The organism is Methanosarcina sp. (genome assembly GCF_028693135.1).
GTDB lineage: Archaea > Halobacteriota > Methanosarcinia > Methanosarcinales > Methanosarcinaceae > Methanosarcina.
In genome coordinates this window covers 80,790-97,682 of the sequence record NZ_JAQUVZ010000010.1, presented here as the reverse complement: position 1 = coordinate 97,682, position 16,893 = coordinate 80,790, and the positions used below count along the sequence as shown (strand labels likewise).

Annotated in this window: 12 protein-coding genes; 10 read left to right on the top strand and 2 right to left on the bottom strand. The window is 45.0% G+C overall.

The features are described from left to right. Nucleotides 1-775 precede the first annotated feature (775 nt). The 7 genes from PHF18_RS07075 to PHF18_RS07045 all read left to right on the top strand — a co-directional run bounded on the left by PHF18_RS07075 (nucleotide 776) and on the right by PHF18_RS07045 (nucleotide 9,270). On the top strand, nucleotides 776-1,927 hold the full coding sequence (locus tag PHF18_RS07075; protein WP_300100318.1) for a hydrogenase small subunit: 1,152 nt from the start codon (nucleotides 776-778) through the stop codon (nucleotides 1,925-1,927). A gap of 7 nt (nucleotides 1,928-1,934) precedes the next feature. Then, on the top strand, nucleotides 1,935-3,722 hold the full coding sequence (locus PHF18_RS07070; protein WP_300100315.1) for a nickel-dependent hydrogenase large subunit: 1,788 nt from the start codon (nucleotides 1,935-1,937) through the stop codon (nucleotides 3,720-3,722). A gap of 15 nt (nucleotides 3,723-3,737) precedes the next feature. Further along, the gene (locus PHF18_RS07065; protein ID WP_300100312.1) at nucleotides 3,738-4,550 is read left to right on the top strand and encodes a formate dehydrogenase subunit gamma; all 813 of its coding nucleotides are present in this window, start codon (nucleotides 3,738-3,740) and stop codon (nucleotides 4,548-4,550) included. Between the two features lie 99 nt (nucleotides 4,551-4,649). Beyond that, a complete protein-coding gene (locus PHF18_RS07060) occupies nucleotides 4,650-5,135 on the top strand; it encodes a hydrogenase maturation protease (protein WP_300100309.1) in 486 nt (161 codons plus the stop codon). A gap of 237 nt (nucleotides 5,136-5,372) precedes the next feature. Then, nucleotides 5,373-6,683 (top strand): hydrogenase small subunit, encoded by a 1,311-nt coding sequence (locus PHF18_RS07055; RefSeq protein ID WP_300100307.1) that lies wholly within the window; start codon nucleotides 5,373-5,375, stop codon nucleotides 6,681-6,683. Then, nucleotides 6,684-8,471 carry a nickel-dependent hydrogenase large subunit gene (locus PHF18_RS07050; RefSeq protein WP_300100304.1) on the top strand — a complete coding sequence of 596 codons (1,788 nt, stop codon included), beginning with the start codon at nucleotides 6,684-6,686 and terminating at the stop codon, nucleotides 8,469-8,471. A 16-nt stretch (nucleotides 8,472-8,487) separates the two neighbouring features. Further along, nucleotides 8,488-9,270 (top strand): cytochrome B, encoded by a 783-nt coding sequence (locus PHF18_RS07045; protein WP_300100301.1) that lies wholly within the window; start codon nucleotides 8,488-8,490, stop codon nucleotides 9,268-9,270. Between the two features lie 301 nt (nucleotides 9,271-9,571). Here PHF18_RS07045 and PHF18_RS07040 read toward each other — a convergent pair whose 3' ends face one another. Continuing rightward, entirely contained in the window at nucleotides 9,572-12,079 is a 2,508-nt protein-coding gene (locus PHF18_RS07040; RefSeq protein WP_300100409.1) for a PAS domain S-box protein, read from the bottom strand. Between the two features lie 276 nt (nucleotides 12,080-12,355). Between PHF18_RS07040 and cgi121 the strand changes: the two genes are divergently transcribed. Further along, nucleotides 12,356-12,886: a KEOPS complex subunit Cgi121 gene (gene cgi121, locus PHF18_RS07035; RefSeq protein ID WP_367279162.1), complete on the top strand. Its 531-nt coding sequence runs from the start codon at nucleotides 12,356-12,358 to the stop codon at nucleotides 12,884-12,886. A 110-nt stretch (nucleotides 12,887-12,996) separates the two neighbouring features. Here the strand turns inward: cgi121 and PHF18_RS07030 are convergent, their stop codons facing one another. Next, nucleotides 12,997-13,725, bottom strand: a complete 729-nt coding sequence (locus PHF18_RS07030; RefSeq protein WP_300100298.1) for a type 1 glutamine amidotransferase — start codon at nucleotides 13,723-13,725, stop codon at nucleotides 12,997-12,999. A gap of 264 nt (nucleotides 13,726-13,989) precedes the next feature. Between PHF18_RS07030 and glpX the strand changes: the two genes are divergently transcribed. After that, nucleotides 13,990-15,078, top strand: a complete 1,089-nt coding sequence (gene glpX, locus PHF18_RS07025; RefSeq protein ID WP_300100295.1) for a class II fructose-bisphosphatase — start codon at nucleotides 13,990-13,992, stop codon at nucleotides 15,076-15,078. A 151-nt stretch (nucleotides 15,079-15,229) separates the two neighbouring features. Beyond that, on the top strand, nucleotides 15,230-16,537 hold the full coding sequence (locus PHF18_RS07020) for a tRNA (N(6)-L-threonylcarbamoyladenosine(37)-C(2))-methylthiotransferase (protein ID WP_300100292.1): 1,308 nt from the start codon (nucleotides 15,230-15,232) through the stop codon (nucleotides 16,535-16,537). Nucleotides 16,538-16,893 lie beyond the last annotated feature (356 nt).

The window sequence follows — 16,893 nt, the reverse complement described above, 5'->3', positions numbered from 1 at the left end:
AAGAGGACTGACTTTAATGCGATTACTTGCCATTTGAATTGACACTCAAATTTTCAAGGGTTAGTATGGTATACTGGAATATGCCAGGAACTAAATCCCCAGGCTTTATAAAAGTAAGTATATTGGTGATTCTCTTAGTCTAGAACCTGCTCAGGAAATGCTTTTAAGTCGCTTTCTTTGCTTTCTTATCTTCAAGGAACAATTGGGGCGTATAATAAATGCAGTTCTTTCAGGGACCTAACAGGGGCTGAATTCAAAGTTAGGCTTGTTGTGCGGGTACTCCACATCATTAAATTCCTTCTCTATACCTTGCAAATGATTTTTTGTTTTCCCTGGATACGTCTTAATTTTGTATTGATTTTTATCTATTTTATCATAAATATATCAAATTTTCAGTCTTATTTTTCACATTTTATCTTTAACTGTTGGGTTACAAAACCCCTCTGAGATGATAAGTATTTTAGTGTTCTTTAGGGATAATTTGTCCTTCGAATATGTCTTTTACCTATTTATTGCATATGCTAAGGCGTACGTTAAGGCGTACAATTGATTCCGCCATATTATTCTCGTATTATTATATATTCTATATTATTAAAATGGCTATATCTACCGCATTAATATATTTATTTTATCATGTAAAAAACCTTATATACTATTCTCTCCTTGAAAATATTATTGTTATATTTATATTCTCAATTATATAATTGTAACAAAATTAGATTGGATTTTTCTTTCTGATATATATATTTTGGGTAAAAAACAAGATGTGGTAGAGATGAGTACTGGAATAAAAAATCTTCTTCATACACTGGATAGTTTAGATTTTTTAAAACTAGACCGGCGTACTTTCATGAAGGCTGTAGGCGTGTTTGGCGCAACTACATTTCTTGGAACATATAAAACAGAGATCGTAAGTGCGCTTGAGTTTGCAGAGACTAAAATTATCTGGCTTCACGGTGCTGAGTGCACCGGCTGTTCCGAATCCATTTTAAACGGAGGCAATCCTGATATTGTTCAGGCAATCAGCAAACTCAATGTTAACCTTGCTTACCATGAGACTCTCCTTGCCCAGCAGGGGTTATTTGTCGATGGCGAGCCTGTAAACACCTCTGAACTGAATTCCGAGCTTCTCGTTGACGAACTTATCGAAGAAGGCAACTATATCCTTGTCGTGGAAGGCGCAATTGCAAACGGGCCTGACGGCTCGGGGCGCTACTGTGTTATCGGGAACAGGACTTTCAAAGAGCTCTTTGGAAAAGCTGCAGCACGTGCCAATGCTATCCTGGCAGTTGGGACCTGTGCCACGTATGGGGGAATCACCTGTGCAGACAGTGCCATTGCCGAGGTTACGGATTACAGGGGAGTGGCTTTTACAAAGGAAAACAGTTCCAAAGGCATGCTCACAGAGCTTGGTATCCACAAACCAGTAATTAACATCCCTGGCTGTCCTGCACACCCTGACTGGATTCTCCTTACCATAGGTGCGGTAATTCTTGGTAAGATTAAGATTCCCGACGACCTGGAGACTATCCTTGACCAGTATGGAAGGCCTACGGTCTTTTTCCCCACCGACCACACAGTGCATGAAAACTGCCCTCGCCGCGGTTACTATGACCGTGGAGAGTTCGATGAGCAGATTGGCGGAGAAAAATGCCTCTGGAAATTAGGCTGTAAAGCTCCTTACTCTCACGCAGACTGTGCTATTCGCCGCTGGAATGGTTCCGTGAGTATGTGTACTCAGGCAGGTTCCCCCTGTATTGCCTGCGTTGAACCCGGTTTCCCGGACTCAGCAAGACCTTTTTATGTTGAAGCTGAAGACAAGGGCGTGCTTCTTGGGGCAAATATTGACACATTATCCAAAGCTGCAGTCGGAGCTGCTACCGTACTTGCAGGAGTGCATGCTGTTCGGAGAATGAAAGGAGAGTGAATAAAAAATGGTAAACGTTACAGTTGACCCCTTAACAAGAATTGAAGGTCACCTTCGCCTGTCCACTGAAGTAAATGCAGAGGGCGTCATAACTGATGCCCGGAGCTCCTGTCTCATGTTCAGAGGCTTTGAACGCATCCTGCAGAATCAGGATCCAAGGGATGCTGCCCTTCTTATCCAGAGAATCTGCGGGGTCTGTCCTACTTCCCATTCAATTACAGCGGCAAATGCCCTTGACCAGCTCTTCGGTGTGGTTGATACCGTTCCAAAAGATGCACTTGTAGCAAGGAACATCAACCAGGCTCTAAACTTCCTTGCAAGCCATGCAACCCACATATACATACTCTGGGGTCCTGACCTTGCAAACCCTGCATATCGTGATGTCCTTACCCCTCTCGGGGAAACAGGAAACGCAGTCTGGAAAGAAATGGTCGGCAGGTTTGCCCCGATCAGCTACAAGATTGATGGACAATCGGTGCCTGTAGGATCCTCCTACCTTGCAGTAATTCCTGAAAAGAAACGTCTTCATGAAGCAGTTGCAGTTATCGGCGGAAAAATGCCCCACCAGGTCACATCCTATCCGGGTGGATATACCTACAAGCCGAATGTGGCAGATATTGGCAAACTTTCTTCTTACTACCTCCAGGTAATGGACTTTATCTCAAACTACACTCTGAAGGTTCCATTCGAGACCTGGATTGAAAACACCTACAAGGCAAGCTCCCCCCAGAAAGCCGTAAGCTTCGTGGTTGAACACCTTAAAGGTCTTGTTGACAAATCAGTAGACTCAAATGACTTCTCCAGGGAAGCCGGCTGGGGAGATACGGAGTTCTATGCAGCCTTTGGTTCCGAACTTGTGGGAGAAACCCTGCTTGGTCTTCCTGCAAGCCTTAAGCACGACAAAATCGGCGGATACAGTGATCCCTCAAAGATCGCCTTCCTTTCATATGGCGGGTTCTACAATACTGAAAATGGGGACGGGTATGACCCTAACAGCCCCGCAGGAGACCGCTTCCTGACTTCAGGCATTGTGACCGGAAGCCTCGAATATCAAAATTTTGATGCAAGCAAGATTACCGAAAGTATTGCTCACGCCTTCTATGAAGGCGCAGCTGACCTCCACCCCTCAAAAGGTGAAACCAATCCGTTTACTGATCCTGAAGCAATCCGCTTTGACAAGGGTTCAGAGAGCAGGTACACCTGGAGTAAGGCTCCGAGATATGATGGAACTCCCTGTGAGGTTGGGCCTCTTGCACGTATGCTTGCAGCTAAAGAGCCGCTTGTGACCGGACTTGCACTGGCCTTTAAAGAAAACGGTTACTCTCCTGCTAACGTTTACACAAGAATGATGGCTCGTATCCAGGAAACAGCCATTATCGCAAACGAGCTCTTTAAGTGGGTAACTGTAGATTACGACCCTAATGGCAAGATTGCTGTTGATACCGATATTTCGATGGCAAAGAGTTCGGAAGGCATGGGCCTCTGGGAAGCTCCTCGCGGCGCTCTCGGACACTGGGTCTCCACCGACAGCAAATCAAAGGTTATCAACTACCAGCCCGTGGTTCCGAGTACATGGAACCTTTCCCCTAGAGATAGCGCCGGCGTACCCGGGCCTCTTGAGCAGTCTCTCATAGGGGCAAAGATCAATGCCTTAGACAATGCTCTTGGTGTCAATTACACCAATCCTGTTAACATCCTTCATATCGGTAGGTCCTATGACCCGTGTGTTTCATGCGCAGTTCACACCATCGACCTCACCGGGAAAAACGCTCCACGTACTTTGAGAATAGTATAAGGAGATGACCCATAAATGAAACCCAAAGACAACCCGATGGTTGTTGAGCGTTATACCGTCCTTGACAGGACGGCTCATACCATCCATGCTGTGGCAATGCTGGTGCTCATCATAACCGGGTTTAAAATATACGCTGGCTGGGACTTTATGAGTTTCCACAATGCCCGCGCCCTTCACATGATCGCGGTTCCTGCTCTGCTTGCAGTGAACTGGATCCTTATTCCATACAACATCTTCTCTGTAAGCGAAGGTGGGGTTCAGGAAAAAATTGCACATTTTATGGACCATTATGTTTTCGGTCCTGAAGATGCAAAGCGCTTGAATGCAATAATTCTCAATTTCTTCGGAAAGGGTGAGTACCCCGCATTCACCATTTATGACGAGGTGTCGGGACACTATAAGACCAAACTCCACCCTTTAATGAAGATCCTTATTGTAATCGAAGGCACCGCTATCTTCGTGATCGCTGTTTCAGGCATTGTCATTTACAGGCTTGACTGGGCACTCTTAGGGCTCCCTATAGGGTCATGGATCCTTTCGGCAGGAGACCTGGTTGCACCTGCTTTCAATATGTCTTCCCTGCAGTTTTACAGGGCACTCCACCTGGTCATGACTTATTTTTTCGTCTTTGAACTGATTGTCCATGTGGGTATCCTTGAGTTTAACCCGCATGTATGGAAGTACCACAAGGCAATCTTCTGGTCCGGAAAAGAGGATCTTTCAGATTCCCGCTACGCAGAAATCGTTAAACCCAAACCAAAACAACTTTCTGACAGTGAAATCTGGCACGAATCGTCCGATACGCCTTCTGAAGTCGTAAAAGATTAATGTTAAGAGAATTCCAAAGTCCGGGAAAAATGTAATATAGGCATAGAAAAATGCTAGAAATGAATGAAAAACAGATGTTCAACTTCGTAACGTGAAAATATGTCTATATTAAATGCTCCTGTCCGGATACTGGGCTGCGGAAGCCCTCTTATGGGTGATGATGGCATCGGTTTGAAAGTTATCGAAGCTCTTAAAAAAACGGAACTTGAAGGGCTTGAAGGCCTCGATATACTGGATGCCGGGGTCTGCGGGCTTGACCTCCTGAACCTGCTTGACGGTGCGAAAAAAGTTATAATAGTCGATGCAGTCCTGACAGGCAGTCGGGCAGGTTCGGTTCATCGCATTGAAGGCAGGGACCTGATAAAGGGTACTGAGCCGCACACCCTGGTCTCAGTTCACGACCTCACAATTACCGATGTGTTGAGAATTGGGGAGCAGATACAGTCCCTTCCGGAAATTGTGGTTATAGGAATCGAAATTGGAGAATTAGCTACTGAATTCTCCCGGGATATAAGTCCTGAAGTCCTTAAGGCTGTAAATGAAGCAATAAAGCTGATAAGGGAAGAAATCTCTGAACTTATCTGAATTTTTATTCTTCTTTCTGTTTTTTCAATTCTTCTTTCTGTTTTTTTTTTCTGCAGCACCTTTCCTTTTACGAGGGGCAGAATACTATTCTCAGGGGGTTTCCAGGAAAATATCAACTTATCAATGATAGAGTACTTATTTTTTGAGTTACTTTTTTATCAATTGGGTCTTCTATTAATAATATATTATCTACTATCTTTCGCACTAAATTATTCTATTTCTACATGAGGCTGTGGAATGATTGGGGAAAGAAATCTTGATAGATTCAAGAATCTGGATTTCATGAAGATGGATAGGCGTACGTTTCTCAAAGCCGTTGGGGCTCTTGGGGCATCTTTGTTTTTGCAAACCTATCGAGGCGACATTGTACAGGCTCTTGAATTTGCGGAGACCAGGATTGTCTGGGTCCACGGCGGGGAATGTACTGGCTGTTCCATCTCTCTATTGAACGGGGGTGAGCCTGACGTGCTTCAGGCCTTCTCTCGACTTAACCTCAGGCTTGCGTACCATGAAGTCCTGCTCGGCCAGCAGGGTATTTACGTGGACGGAAAAATGGAAGGCACTTCTGAACTTAATTCCGAGATCCTTTTTGAAGAAGTGATTGCAGAAAAAGGGTACATCCTTGTTGCCGAAGGAGCGATTGCTAACGGGCCGAAAGGCACTGGCAAGTACTGCTTCCTGGGGGGAAAGACCTACAAGGAGATTTTCCGGAGGGCTGCGGAAAATGCTGCTTTCATCGTGGCTGTGGGGCAGTGTGCAACCAATGGTGGAGTTAATGCAGCAGACAGCGAGATCCGGGACCTTATGGACTTCCGGGGGGTAGCCTTTACTATGGAGGACCGGGACAGGGGAATCCTAACGGGATACGGGCTTGAAAAACCGGTAATCAACATTAATGGGTGTCCCCCCCATCCTGATTGGATGCTCCTTACTCTTGCCGCAGTTGTGCTCGGGAAAATCAAGGTTCCTGATGACTTACCTTACGTGCTTGACAAATGGCTGCGTCCGAAGGTCTTTTTCCCTCCGGACCATGTCATCCACGACAACTGCCCGAGGAGAGGCTACTATGACAAAGGGGAGTTTGACACTATGGTCAGCGGCCCAAAGTGCCTCTGGAAACTGGGGTGCAAAGCTCCATACACCCATGCAGACTGTGCTATCCGCCGCTGGAATGGTTATCACAGCCTCTGCCCTCAGTCAGGGTCTCCCTGTATTTCCTGTGTCTCTCCGGGTTTTCCTGACAGTTCACGCCCCTTCTTCCAGGAAATTGAAGACGTGGGGATTGTAGGCACCAATATTGATACCGTCGCAAAAGTTGCCATAGGAGCCTCTCTGCTTGCAGCAGGCGCCCATGCCATCCGGAGAACTGCTATTAAAGACAAACATGAAGGGAAGGACGAAAAGCCTGAAGAAAAGCTTGAAGAAAAGCTTGAGGAAAAGCCTGAAGAAAAGCCTGAAGAAAAGCTTGAAGAAAAGCTTGAAGAAAAGCCTGAAGAAAAGCCTGAAGAAAAAAGTGAGGACGCAAAAAAAGACCAGGGGGAGGAGTAAATGGTCGAAGTTACTGTTGATCAACTTACCAGGATTGAAGGGCACTACAGAATTACTACCCAGGTCAATGAGGAAGGGATAGTTACCGAAGCCCAGAGTATGGGGCTCATGCTCAGGGGCTTTGAACGCTTCCTGCAGAATCAGGACCCCAGGGATGCTGCCCTCCTCACCCAGAGGATCTGCGGGGTCTGCCCGACTTCCCACTCCATTGCAGCGGCAAATGCTCTTGATCAGCTCTTCGGGGTTGAGGATGCAGTTCCTAAGGACGCTCTTGTAATGCGCAACATCCACCAGTCTTTGAACCTCATAGCCAGTCATGCAACTCACATCTACGTTCTCTGGGGCCCGGATCTTGCAAACCCCGCATATAGGACCCTTTTAGAAAACTACGGGGATACTGGAAAAGCTGTCTGGAAAGAGCTGCTCGGAAGGTTTGCCCCCATCAGTTACAGGCTCGACGGAGTTAACATCCCGGCTGGAAGAGGGTACATAGCTGCACTTGGGGAAAAGCGGCGGCTGCATGAGGCCATTTCCCTCTTTGGGGCAAAGATGCCCCATTCTGTCGCTGCGCATGTTGGAGGTGTGACCTACGGACCCACCGTTGCAGACATCGGGCAGCTTGCAGCTTATTACTGGAAATTTATGGATTTTGTCGAGAACCTCGCTCTTGGAGTTTCCCCCGAGACCTGGATCGAAAACACCCGGTTTGCCTCTTCCCCGCAAAAAGCCGTAGGTTTCGTGGTTGATCGCCTGCAGGAGCTTGTGGATGCTTCTCTTGTCTCAAATGACTTTTCCTATGCAGCAGGCTGGGGTGATGTCCCTCTGTATGCGGCTTTCGGCTCTGAGCTCGTAGGTGAGGAAGTCCTGGGGCTCCCGGTGAGTATGAAACTTGACCGGATAGGAGGGTACAATGATCCTTCAAAGATTGGTTACCTTGTTTACGGGCTTTTCTTCAAGCCTGAACTCGGAGATGGGTATGACCCTACATGCCCTCCCGATTCCAGGGTCATTCCTCCGGGTTTTCTGAACGGAAATCTTGAGTTTCAGAAGTTTGATCACAGCAAAATTACTGAGAGTATTGCCCATTCCTTCTACGTGGATTCCGAGTCTGACAGGTACCCTTTTGAAGGGACTACTCAGCCGGAACCTGAGCCCGATGAAATCGAGTATTCCAGGGGGGTTGAAAGCCGGTATTCCTGGATAAAAGCCCCTCATTACGATGGGATTCCCTGTGAGGTCGGGCCTCTTTCCCGCATGCTTGTCATGAAAGATCCTCTTATCACAGGCCTTGCGGACCTGTTCCGGGAAAAGGGTTACCCTGTTACCAATACCTACCTGCGCATGCTTGCTCGGATGCAGGAGATCCTGGTGGTGTCCTCCGAACTCATTAAATGGTTGGCTGAGGATTTGAACCCCAATGGAACATTTGCGGTTCCCACCGACCTTTCAATGGCAAAGGATTCGGAAGGCATGGGGCTCTGGGAAGCTCCGAGGGGTGCTCTCGGGCACTGGATTAAAACAGGGCCGAATTCAAAAGTTACGCTCTATCAGGCTGTGGTGCCGAGTACCTGGAACCTGGCTCCACGAAACTCCGCTGGAGTCCCCGGCCCTGTGGAACAGGCTCTTTTGGGCTCTAAGATTTCGGCTGCGGGAAACGCGCTTGGAGTGGATTATACAAACCCTCTGAGTATCCTTCACACCTCCAGGTCTTACGATCCCTGTCTTGCCTGTGCGATTCATGCTATTGACCTTAAAGGGCAGCAAAAAGGACAGTTCAGGGTGGTCTGACCCGGGGGGTGAGGATATGGTTGGACAGACAGAAAATCCAGGTATTGAGGACAGTCTTATCGTTGAGCGCTATACGTTGCTTGAACGGGTGACACACCTTGTCCACCTGCTTGCCATGTTGATTCTAATTGTCACAGGGCTTAAAATCTATCTCGGATGGGACTTTATGGATTTTGATACAGCCCGCGCCCTTCATATGATTGCAGTCCCGTTTTTCCTGGTCGCAAACTGGATTCTGGTCCCGTATAATCTCTTTTCGTGTCCGGGAACGGAATGCAGTATTAAGGGCCGGCTCAATCATTTTTTTGAAAGCTACATTTTTGGGGCTGAGGATGCAAAAAACCTGAAGGAAATTATCCTTAATTTCTTTGGCAGGAGCAGGTATCCGGCATTTACCGTATATGATGTAAAAGAAGGGCATTACATAACAAAACTACACCCCATGCTCAAGCTCCTTATCATTATCGAAAGCACGGCAATCTTCCTTATCGCTGTCACAGGGATTGTGCTTTACAACCTTAACTGGGCTCTTTTAGGGCTTCCTGTGGCTCAGTGGATCATTTCCATTGCCGGATACTTCGCACCTTATCTGAGTGTATCTGCATTGGGCCTTATCCGTCTGATTCACCTAGCTGCAGCTTACTGGTTCCTGCTTGAACTAATTCTCCACGTTGGGATTCTCGAGTTTGACCCAAAAGTATGGAAATACCATAAAGCAATCTTCTGGTCCGGAAAAGAAGACCTTTCAGAAAGGCATTTTGTCAGGGTAATTGAAGAAAATGATAAAAAAGAGTACTGAAATTTGATTAAGCAGGATAATTTTCATATGGTTAGATATTGTTCCCTTCGTATATCTATGGGAATGTGTGTGTGTGAACTGGCAGCACTCATATCAAAATTCGTCCAGATCTTCCTTAACCTTTTGATTCTTTTTTTTGATGGTGATGCTAGGGTTAGTTGTGGTTGAGATTGTTCTCAAATGTTTGGTGATTCGGAGCCCATATTGAAGACTTCGGCTTTTCTTTTATTTATCTATTTTTTTCCATTTTTTTTCTACGTTTTTCGATTTTTCCTCTAACCTCTAATTCTATTCATTTTTCTCAAATTACCTTTTCTTTTATTTCTGTTCTATCTTTTTCTTCTTTTTTTTCAATTTCAGGGTTATACAAGATATGTGGAGGGGTAATGACTTCCTTTTCCTTGATTTTGTTTTCAGGTGTTTTTGGAAGGCGGAAGGTGAAGGTACTTCCTTTCCCGGAACTGGCTTTAACCCATACCTTTCCTCCGTGGAGTTCTACAAATTTTTTGACGAGTGCAAGCCCAAGCCCTATACCTCCATATTTTTTGGATATGGACTCATCAATCTGCACGAAAGGCTGGAAAACTCTTTCATAGTCAGCCTCCGGGATACCGATACCATCATCCTTTACACTGATCTCAATCATGTCTTCCTGAACCTTTGCAGCGATGTTTACTTTCCCGCCTTCGGGTGAGAATTTAATCGCATTGTTCAAAATGTTGTAGAGGATCTGTTTGAACTTTACCTTGTCAGCAATTATGGTTTTCAGTCCCTGCTCAATATTATATTCTATACTGATATTTTTCTCGGTTGAGAAGGGAGAAAGAACTCTCCAGATCTCTTCAATTACTCTGGGCATGTCCACTTTTTCGTAGTAAAGCTCAACATTCCCTAGATCAAGCTTTGAGATATCCAGCACATTATTGATCACATCAAGAAGACGGTTTCCGCTGTTTGAAATATTTTCAGTGTACCTCTTTTGTTTCTCGTTAAGGGGACCAAAAGTCTCACTTAAGAGGAGATCTGAAAACCCTATGACAGCATTCAGGGGGGTCCTAAGTTCGTGGCTCATGTTGACAATAAAAGTAGTCTTCGCTCTGTTCGCAGCTTCTGCAGCCATTTTTGCCTGAAGCATTTTCTCTTCGGCCTGCTTGCGTTCGGTGATGTCAATCATAATGCCGATGAGCACAGAGTCTTCCTCTATCAGGCCATTGAAGACAAATTTGTTGAGTATGACCTGATGAATTGAGCCGTCAGCAAATTTAAGAGAGGACTCGTATACCTTATTTTCTCCTTGTTTTAACAGTGATTTGTCCATAGAATGGTATTTTTCGGCAATCTCTATGGGGGCAAAATCATATAGTGACTTCCCAAGGATATCTCTTTTTTCTAACCCAACAAAAGTTTTAAAAGCCCTATTACAGGCGACATAAATTCCGTTCTTATCCTTACAGAATACAGGTGTCGGGATTGAATCTATTATTTTTTTAAGGGCTTCACTCTGCTGAAGCCGTACAATTTCCAGCCTCTTTACCTCCGTCAGGTCTTCCACAAGAATAATGCCCCCGTTAAATCTGGAATTTTCTGAAATCAGAGGCTTGTAGGTTATCTCGCCTGGTATACTTTCGTTCTCAAGGCTGGAAATATATTTTATGTCGCAATGGATAGGAACTTCAGGGAGGCATGTAATATTTTTCTCCTCCTCTTTCTTCTCTTCTGGAGGGCTCCACAAATTGAAAATGAGTTTTTCGTTCTCACCACTGCCTGTAAAGTTTACAAAATTTTCGTTGCATACGATGATAGTTCCATACTTGTCAAATTGAGCTATTCCGCCGGGAAACTCTTCAAAAAGCATGCGATATTTTCTTTCGGAATCCCTCAGGGCTTTTTCGGTCCGTCTGCGTTCGCTAATATCCCTCCCGATTGAGAGCACGGCTGTTTCTCCTTCGTATTCTATTAGCATGTTATTGATTTCCTGAGGTGTAACTGTTCCGTCCCTTCTCAGGGAATCCATTTCAAAAGTAAAATATCCTGTTTGCTTTAGCTTCTCTATCTGTTGTCCGAATTCAATCAGGTGGATATTAGTCCGTAAATCTTTTATTTGCTTCCCGATCATTTTACTGCGTGTATATCCGAAAAGTTCGCAGGCTATATGGTTTGCTTCCATGACCCTGCCTTTCATATCATGTATCAGAATAGAGTCACTTGAACTCTCAAGTAATATCTTAAATTTTTTGTCCGGAAGTTCTTGCTTTATTCGAAGAAATTTCCATTTCCCCTCTCTTTTGATCACCAATTTTTCCCCGGCTTCTATAAGGTCGAAGACCTCCCCCGAGAGGAGATCTTCCTCCTTAATTGTGAAAAGTGGTTTGATTTTTTTGTCAGGTATATTCTCAGCAAGGATACGTCTGAGTTCCTTAAGGGAGCTGGTGATTGACTTCCCGGGGGTTTTAACTTCAAGATTGACACGCAGGTATCGCCAGTTTCCTGTGTGAGTAAACTTAATAATCTCTTTTTGCAGAACCCCCGTTTTCCAATCAAAAGAAATTCCTGAAGTTTCCGGCTGTTTGGCAGAAAGAGTTTCTGTTTCCTGCAGGGGTATTATCTTAAGCCTGGCTTTCGTTATGCAGCTTTCTATATCTAGCTCTGAGTTTGAAAGTAAATCTTTTGCTAATTCCGCGCCCTCAGGGTCCGGGGCAATCCAGATGCAGTGCTCGTTTTGTTGCAGTCCTGCTTTAATATAAGCGGCTGTGAGTTCTGTCCTTTCTTCTGTTTCCTTATAGACTACAGTAAGGCCATTGGATGGAATATTCGAACAGAAACAGAACTCGGACTTAAATTTTTTATTTCTAATGTTAACACCTTGCCGGAATCCGAAGAACTCAGTTCTCTTGACTTTAGAAGTCCAAAATATCTTATGATCCTTTATAATTTATTTCGAATTACTCTATTAATTTTATTACTAATTAAGTCTATACATTGGAAGAATAAAAGCTTTTATATTGATCCCCGAGTGTCTGTTCATTTTATTATACATTTTTTCCAACCGAAATCCTTATTGTAAAGCCCGGGATAAGGCAAGGGTATGGAAATGCAAAGGGAAATCCAGGTTCTTTGCGGAACGGTGAGAATCCCAAACCTTCCCGTTTTTCTAAAAATAATAAACACAATCGCTTCCGAAAACAAAGTAACAATTCAGGGCTTGAATGCTGACCTGATCGCGGGCGAAAGGCATCTTCATTTTGCAGTAGGGAAGGCTCTCAGGGCTGTCGCAGCAGGCAGGAACGTAGCAAAAGATCCAGGCATCGAGATTATGCGGTATGCGACCGGAGAGAAACAGATTGAAAGAAGTTTTTCTATAGGGTTGCATGAAGGAGAAAATAATGTGATTTTCGTGCTGCTTGGAAAAATGGATGATGTACTTCTTGCTTTCTCCGAACTTCAGAAGCTCATTGAAGAAAAACTCTGTTCAGAACTGCTTGCGTATTCTGATTCCAAACGGAAAGGAATTCTTTCTCTCTTCAGAATCACAGATGAAGAAATCGAAGCTTCAGGAGAAGAACGTATCCCGGAACTCGTGATCGAGAGGGTGGCGCTGGCAGATTTTTTAAAATAAAGGAGATTTCTTAAAACGAGCAGGATTTAATTTAATCTCTGGGCCTGCCCGAATTATTTTAGCTCCTGATTAATAGCCAGTTATTAATTTATACTTCAGCTTTTTCGCCTTTACTTCAATTTTTCACACTTTTTCTCGAACCAGTCCATCAGGGAAACAGCAAGACCATTTGAATCTTCAAAAAGACCTTCATGGCCGTATATTTCCTCTTCGGACTGGATGAACTTTCCTTCAACAAGCTCATGCCCCGAATCTTCTATAAGATTCCTTATCCACTGCCTGTCAGCTTCCGGGTGAAACTGCAACCCGATAATGTTTCCTCTGTAAATAAAACCCTGGTTCGGGCAGGCTTCGCTTTTGAAAAGTCTTACTGCGCCTGCCGGGATTTCAAAAGTGTCTCCATGCCACATGAATGCGGTAAATTCGGGAAATAAGCCTGCAGGAAGAGCTGAGATTGTCCCTCTTCCCCTATCCATGTTTTCTCCTGCCAGAGCTTTTACCCTGTGCCAGCCTATTTCCTTGAACCTGTTTCTGGTAACCTTGCCGCCCATGACCTCTGCAATCATCTGTGCTCCAAAACAGCTCCCAAGCACAGGTTTGCCTGTATCTATCACTTTTTTTACAAACTCTTTCTCTAATCTTAGCCACGGGAACTCCTTCTCCTGATAAACACTCATCGTGCCCCCCATTATCAGGAGCATATCGAACTCTTCAGGCTCAGGAAAGACAGGTTTTTCATAAAGCAGAGTTTTTGTAAGGCTGTGCCCTTTCAGGGACACCCAGGTCCCTATGTTTCCAAGGGTCTCGTTTTTCAGGTGCTGGAGGCAATGTATTTTCATGGTTTTTCACTTTATTTATTAGTGGAATCAGCGTTTATCTTTCTAAAAATAGATTCAGCTCAACCATATGCTGTTTTATTAATGTTTTTTCAGATTTTCTTCGATAAACATTTCCTAAGATAAATATCTGTCCTCAGGTCTTTCCAATAGATATTAATATACTATTGTGTTAACAGATCACATTAACAGACAAAGGGAAATATTCAGAAAAGGATTATTATTATCAGTATATTATCAGGAAGCAGAAAATAAGAGTCGATTATCATGCCTCATCCAAAGACCGTAGAAGAAATGATTGAGTGCGCCGGACCCATCGAATGTGAGTTACTGCCAAGGCTTATTCAGGTAACAGAAACCGCTGCCATTGCCGCAGCCTATCAGATGGGACGCGGAGACAAGCACTTTGCTGATCAGGTAGCAGTTGCCTCCATGCGAAGGACTCTGAATAAGCTTGACATGAAAGGCATAATAAAGATCGGAGAGGGAGAAAGGGACGAAGCTCCCATGCTTTATATCGGGGAAGAGGTCGGGACAGGGAAAGGAGACCTTGAGGTTGATATTGCAGTTGACCCCCTGGAAGGCACAAACCTCACGGCAGACGGCTGTCCGGGTTCGGTAGCGGTAATGGCAATGGCTGAAAGGGGTGGGATCTTCCACGGCCCGGACATCTATATGGACAAGATAGTTGTCGGGCCCGATGTCGTTCGTTATGAACAGGACCACCCCAACGAAAGGATAGATCTGGATGCTCCTATAAGTCACAACCTCGAGATTGTTGCAAAAGCGCTCGGAAGAAGTGTTGAAGAACTCGTGGTCGTAATTCTCGACCGCCCCAGGCATACCCAGAAGATAACCGAAATCCGGGAAGCCGGAGCCCGTGTAAGGCTGGTTACTGACGGAGACCTCATGCCAGGCGTTGCAACTGCCATCCGTGGTTCAGGCGTCCATGTGGTCATGGGTGCAGGCGGCTCTGGGGAGGCTGTTCTTACAGCTGCTGCAATCAAGATCCTGGGCGGGAAAATCCTTGCAAGGCTTGTCCTGCCAACGGTTGCAAATGGAAATTCCAAGGACAAGATCGATGAAGAAATAGAGGAAAAAATGCCCAGGCTCGAAAAGATGGGAATTACCCTCGAGAGACTTAATGATGTCCTTGATACCAACAAACTTGTTCCGGGTAATGATGTCATTTTTTCCGCAACAGCCGTAACTCCAGGCCACTTCCTGCATGAAGTCAACCTTTTCGGGAGCGGGGATGCCAGAGTACACACGATTTCCATGGGTGCATCCGGAGCTGTCAGGTTCACAGACAGTATTTATATCAAGGATAAACGGGAGACTCCTCTCTACCTGTAAATCCTTTTTCATCTTTTCGTTTTTAATCCTTTTTTGAAACACGGACCAGTATGGATCAGGTATCTTCTGGTATAGTCCAAAAATGCGGATTATGAATATCAGTTATAAACCAAAGAATTCAAATTATCATGTCAAAGTGTGAAGGAAGAATATGAAAGTATATCTTGAGAGTTTTGGCTGTTCAGCAAGCCAGGCATCAGCCGAGATTATGAAAGCAAGTGTTGAGAGGCTCGGGCACGAGTTATTAAGCTCTGCTGATACCGGTCAGGCAGAGGTATATATATGCAATTCCTGCACTGTCAAGTACACAACAGAACAGAAGATTCTCTATAAGATCCGCAGTATGGGTGAAAAAGGTGTGCAGGTGATTGTTTCCGGCTGCATGCCCGAAGTCCAGCTTGAAGATATTCTGCATGCAAATCCCGAAGCCCATATTCTTGGAGTAAATGCGGTTTCCCGTATAGGTGAGCTGCTTTCCTCAATCGAAAAGAGGAGAATGGAAGGGTTGCCTGGGGGAGAACATCTGGAACTGCGGACTTCCGAGCCCATCGGGTTCCTTAATGTTCCTCGCGAGCGGGCAAACCCAAATATTCATATCTGCCAGATCTCCCAGGGCTGCAATTTCGCCTGCTCCTACTGTATCGTAAAGTATGCAAGGGGCAAGCTCCGCTCTTTCCCGCCCGAGGAAATCGTAAAAGATATCAGTTCAGCAGTTGCAGAGGGCTGCCGGGAAATCTGGCTCACTTCCCAGGACGACAGTCAGTACGGCATGGATACCGGGGTCAAACTCCCTGAGCTCCTGCGCATGATCTCAGAAATCCCCGGTGACTTCAAGGTGAGGGTCGGAATGATGAATCCCTTTTCCGTCCTCCCTATCCTGGACGAGCTTGTGGATGCCTTCGACTCTGATAAGGTTTTCAAACTCCTCCATCTTCCGATTCAGTCCGCTTCCCACTCAGTCCTGAAAAATATGAACCGTCTACATAAAATGGATACTGTGGACACAATCATTACGAAATTCCGTGCTCGTTTCGAAGATTTTTCCCTTTTTACCGACATAATTGTTGGTTTCTGTGATGAAACTGATGAGGATTTCGAAGAAACTATAGAATGGGTTAAAAAATACCGTCCGGAAAAGGTCAATATTTCCAGATACTCCCCACGCCCGCACACAAAAGCTTTTTCTTTCCGGAACCTCGATTCCCGAATTTTAGTACAGCGTTCCCACAAACTGCACAAAGTATGCGAGCAGATAAAGATTAAGTCCAAGCAGGAGATGATCGGCTGGAAAGGCAGAGCTTTTGTCTCAAAATATACGGAAATGGGGGATGTCCTTACACGTACAGACTCTTACCGTCCTGTTGTGATTAGCGGCTCCGACCTCAAGCCCGGCGAATACACAAAAGTGGAAATTACGAGCGCGAAGCCCGGTTATTTCATGGGAAAGATTGTCAGGTAAGGGTGAGGTATAATCAGCAAAAATATCAGCAAATGAAATATCGGTGCTCCCTGATTAATCAGTCGTTATTATTCCGAAATGGCCGCAGATGGAATCTCGCGTTCTTTCTTTCCACGCGCTGTGCAAGGCTTGAGCCCGCCTGCGTACAGTAGATATAAATGAAATCAATAGCTGTGTGGGAGCTTTAATATAAAAAATATCAACCAGGTAGCCGGGGACGACCTCTGTTCTTTACTTCGTTTTTTTTACTTGCTTAACTCTCATTTTTACGTGATTATCTTTTATTTTTATTTATAATTCTCTCCAGTATAAAGTAAACTATTTATGTATCCAACTATCTAATATTTTTTACACAA

What these genes read in the sequence shown, in the direction of transcription:
- PHF18_RS07075 (WP_300100318.1), top strand. Translation starts at nt 776, where the DNA reads ATGAGTACTGGAATAAAAAATCTTCTTCATACACTGGATAGTTTAGAT.
- PHF18_RS07070 (WP_300100315.1), top strand. Translation starts at nt 1,935, where the DNA reads ATGGTAAACGTTACAGTTGACCCCTTAACAAGAATTGAAGGTCACCTT.
- PHF18_RS07065 (WP_300100312.1), top strand. Translation starts at nt 3,738, where the DNA reads ATGAAACCCAAAGACAACCCGATGGTTGTTGAGCGTTATACCGTCCTT.
- PHF18_RS07060 (WP_300100309.1), top strand. Translation starts at nt 4,650, where the DNA reads ATGTCTATATTAAATGCTCCTGTCCGGATACTGGGCTGCGGAAGCCCT.
- PHF18_RS07055 (WP_300100307.1), top strand. Translation starts at nt 5,373, where the DNA reads ATGATTGGGGAAAGAAATCTTGATAGATTCAAGAATCTGGATTTCATG.
- PHF18_RS07050 (WP_300100304.1), top strand. Translation starts at nt 6,684, where the DNA reads ATGGTCGAAGTTACTGTTGATCAACTTACCAGGATTGAAGGGCACTAC.
- PHF18_RS07045 (WP_300100301.1), top strand. Translation starts at nt 8,488, where the DNA reads ATGGTTGGACAGACAGAAAATCCAGGTATTGAGGACAGTCTTATCGTT.
- cgi121 (WP_367279162.1), top strand. Translation starts at nt 12,356, where the DNA reads ATGGAAATGCAAAGGGAAATCCAGGTTCTTTGCGGAACGGTGAGAATC.
- PHF18_RS07030 (WP_300100298.1), bottom strand. Translation starts at nt 13,725, where the DNA reads ATGAAAATACATTGCCTCCAGCACCTGAAAAACGAGACCCTTGGAAAC.
- glpX (WP_300100295.1), top strand. Translation starts at nt 13,990, where the DNA reads ATGCCTCATCCAAAGACCGTAGAAGAAATGATTGAGTGCGCCGGACCC.
- PHF18_RS07020 (WP_300100292.1), top strand. Translation starts at nt 15,230, where the DNA reads ATGAAAGTATATCTTGAGAGTTTTGGCTGTTCAGCAAGCCAGGCATCA.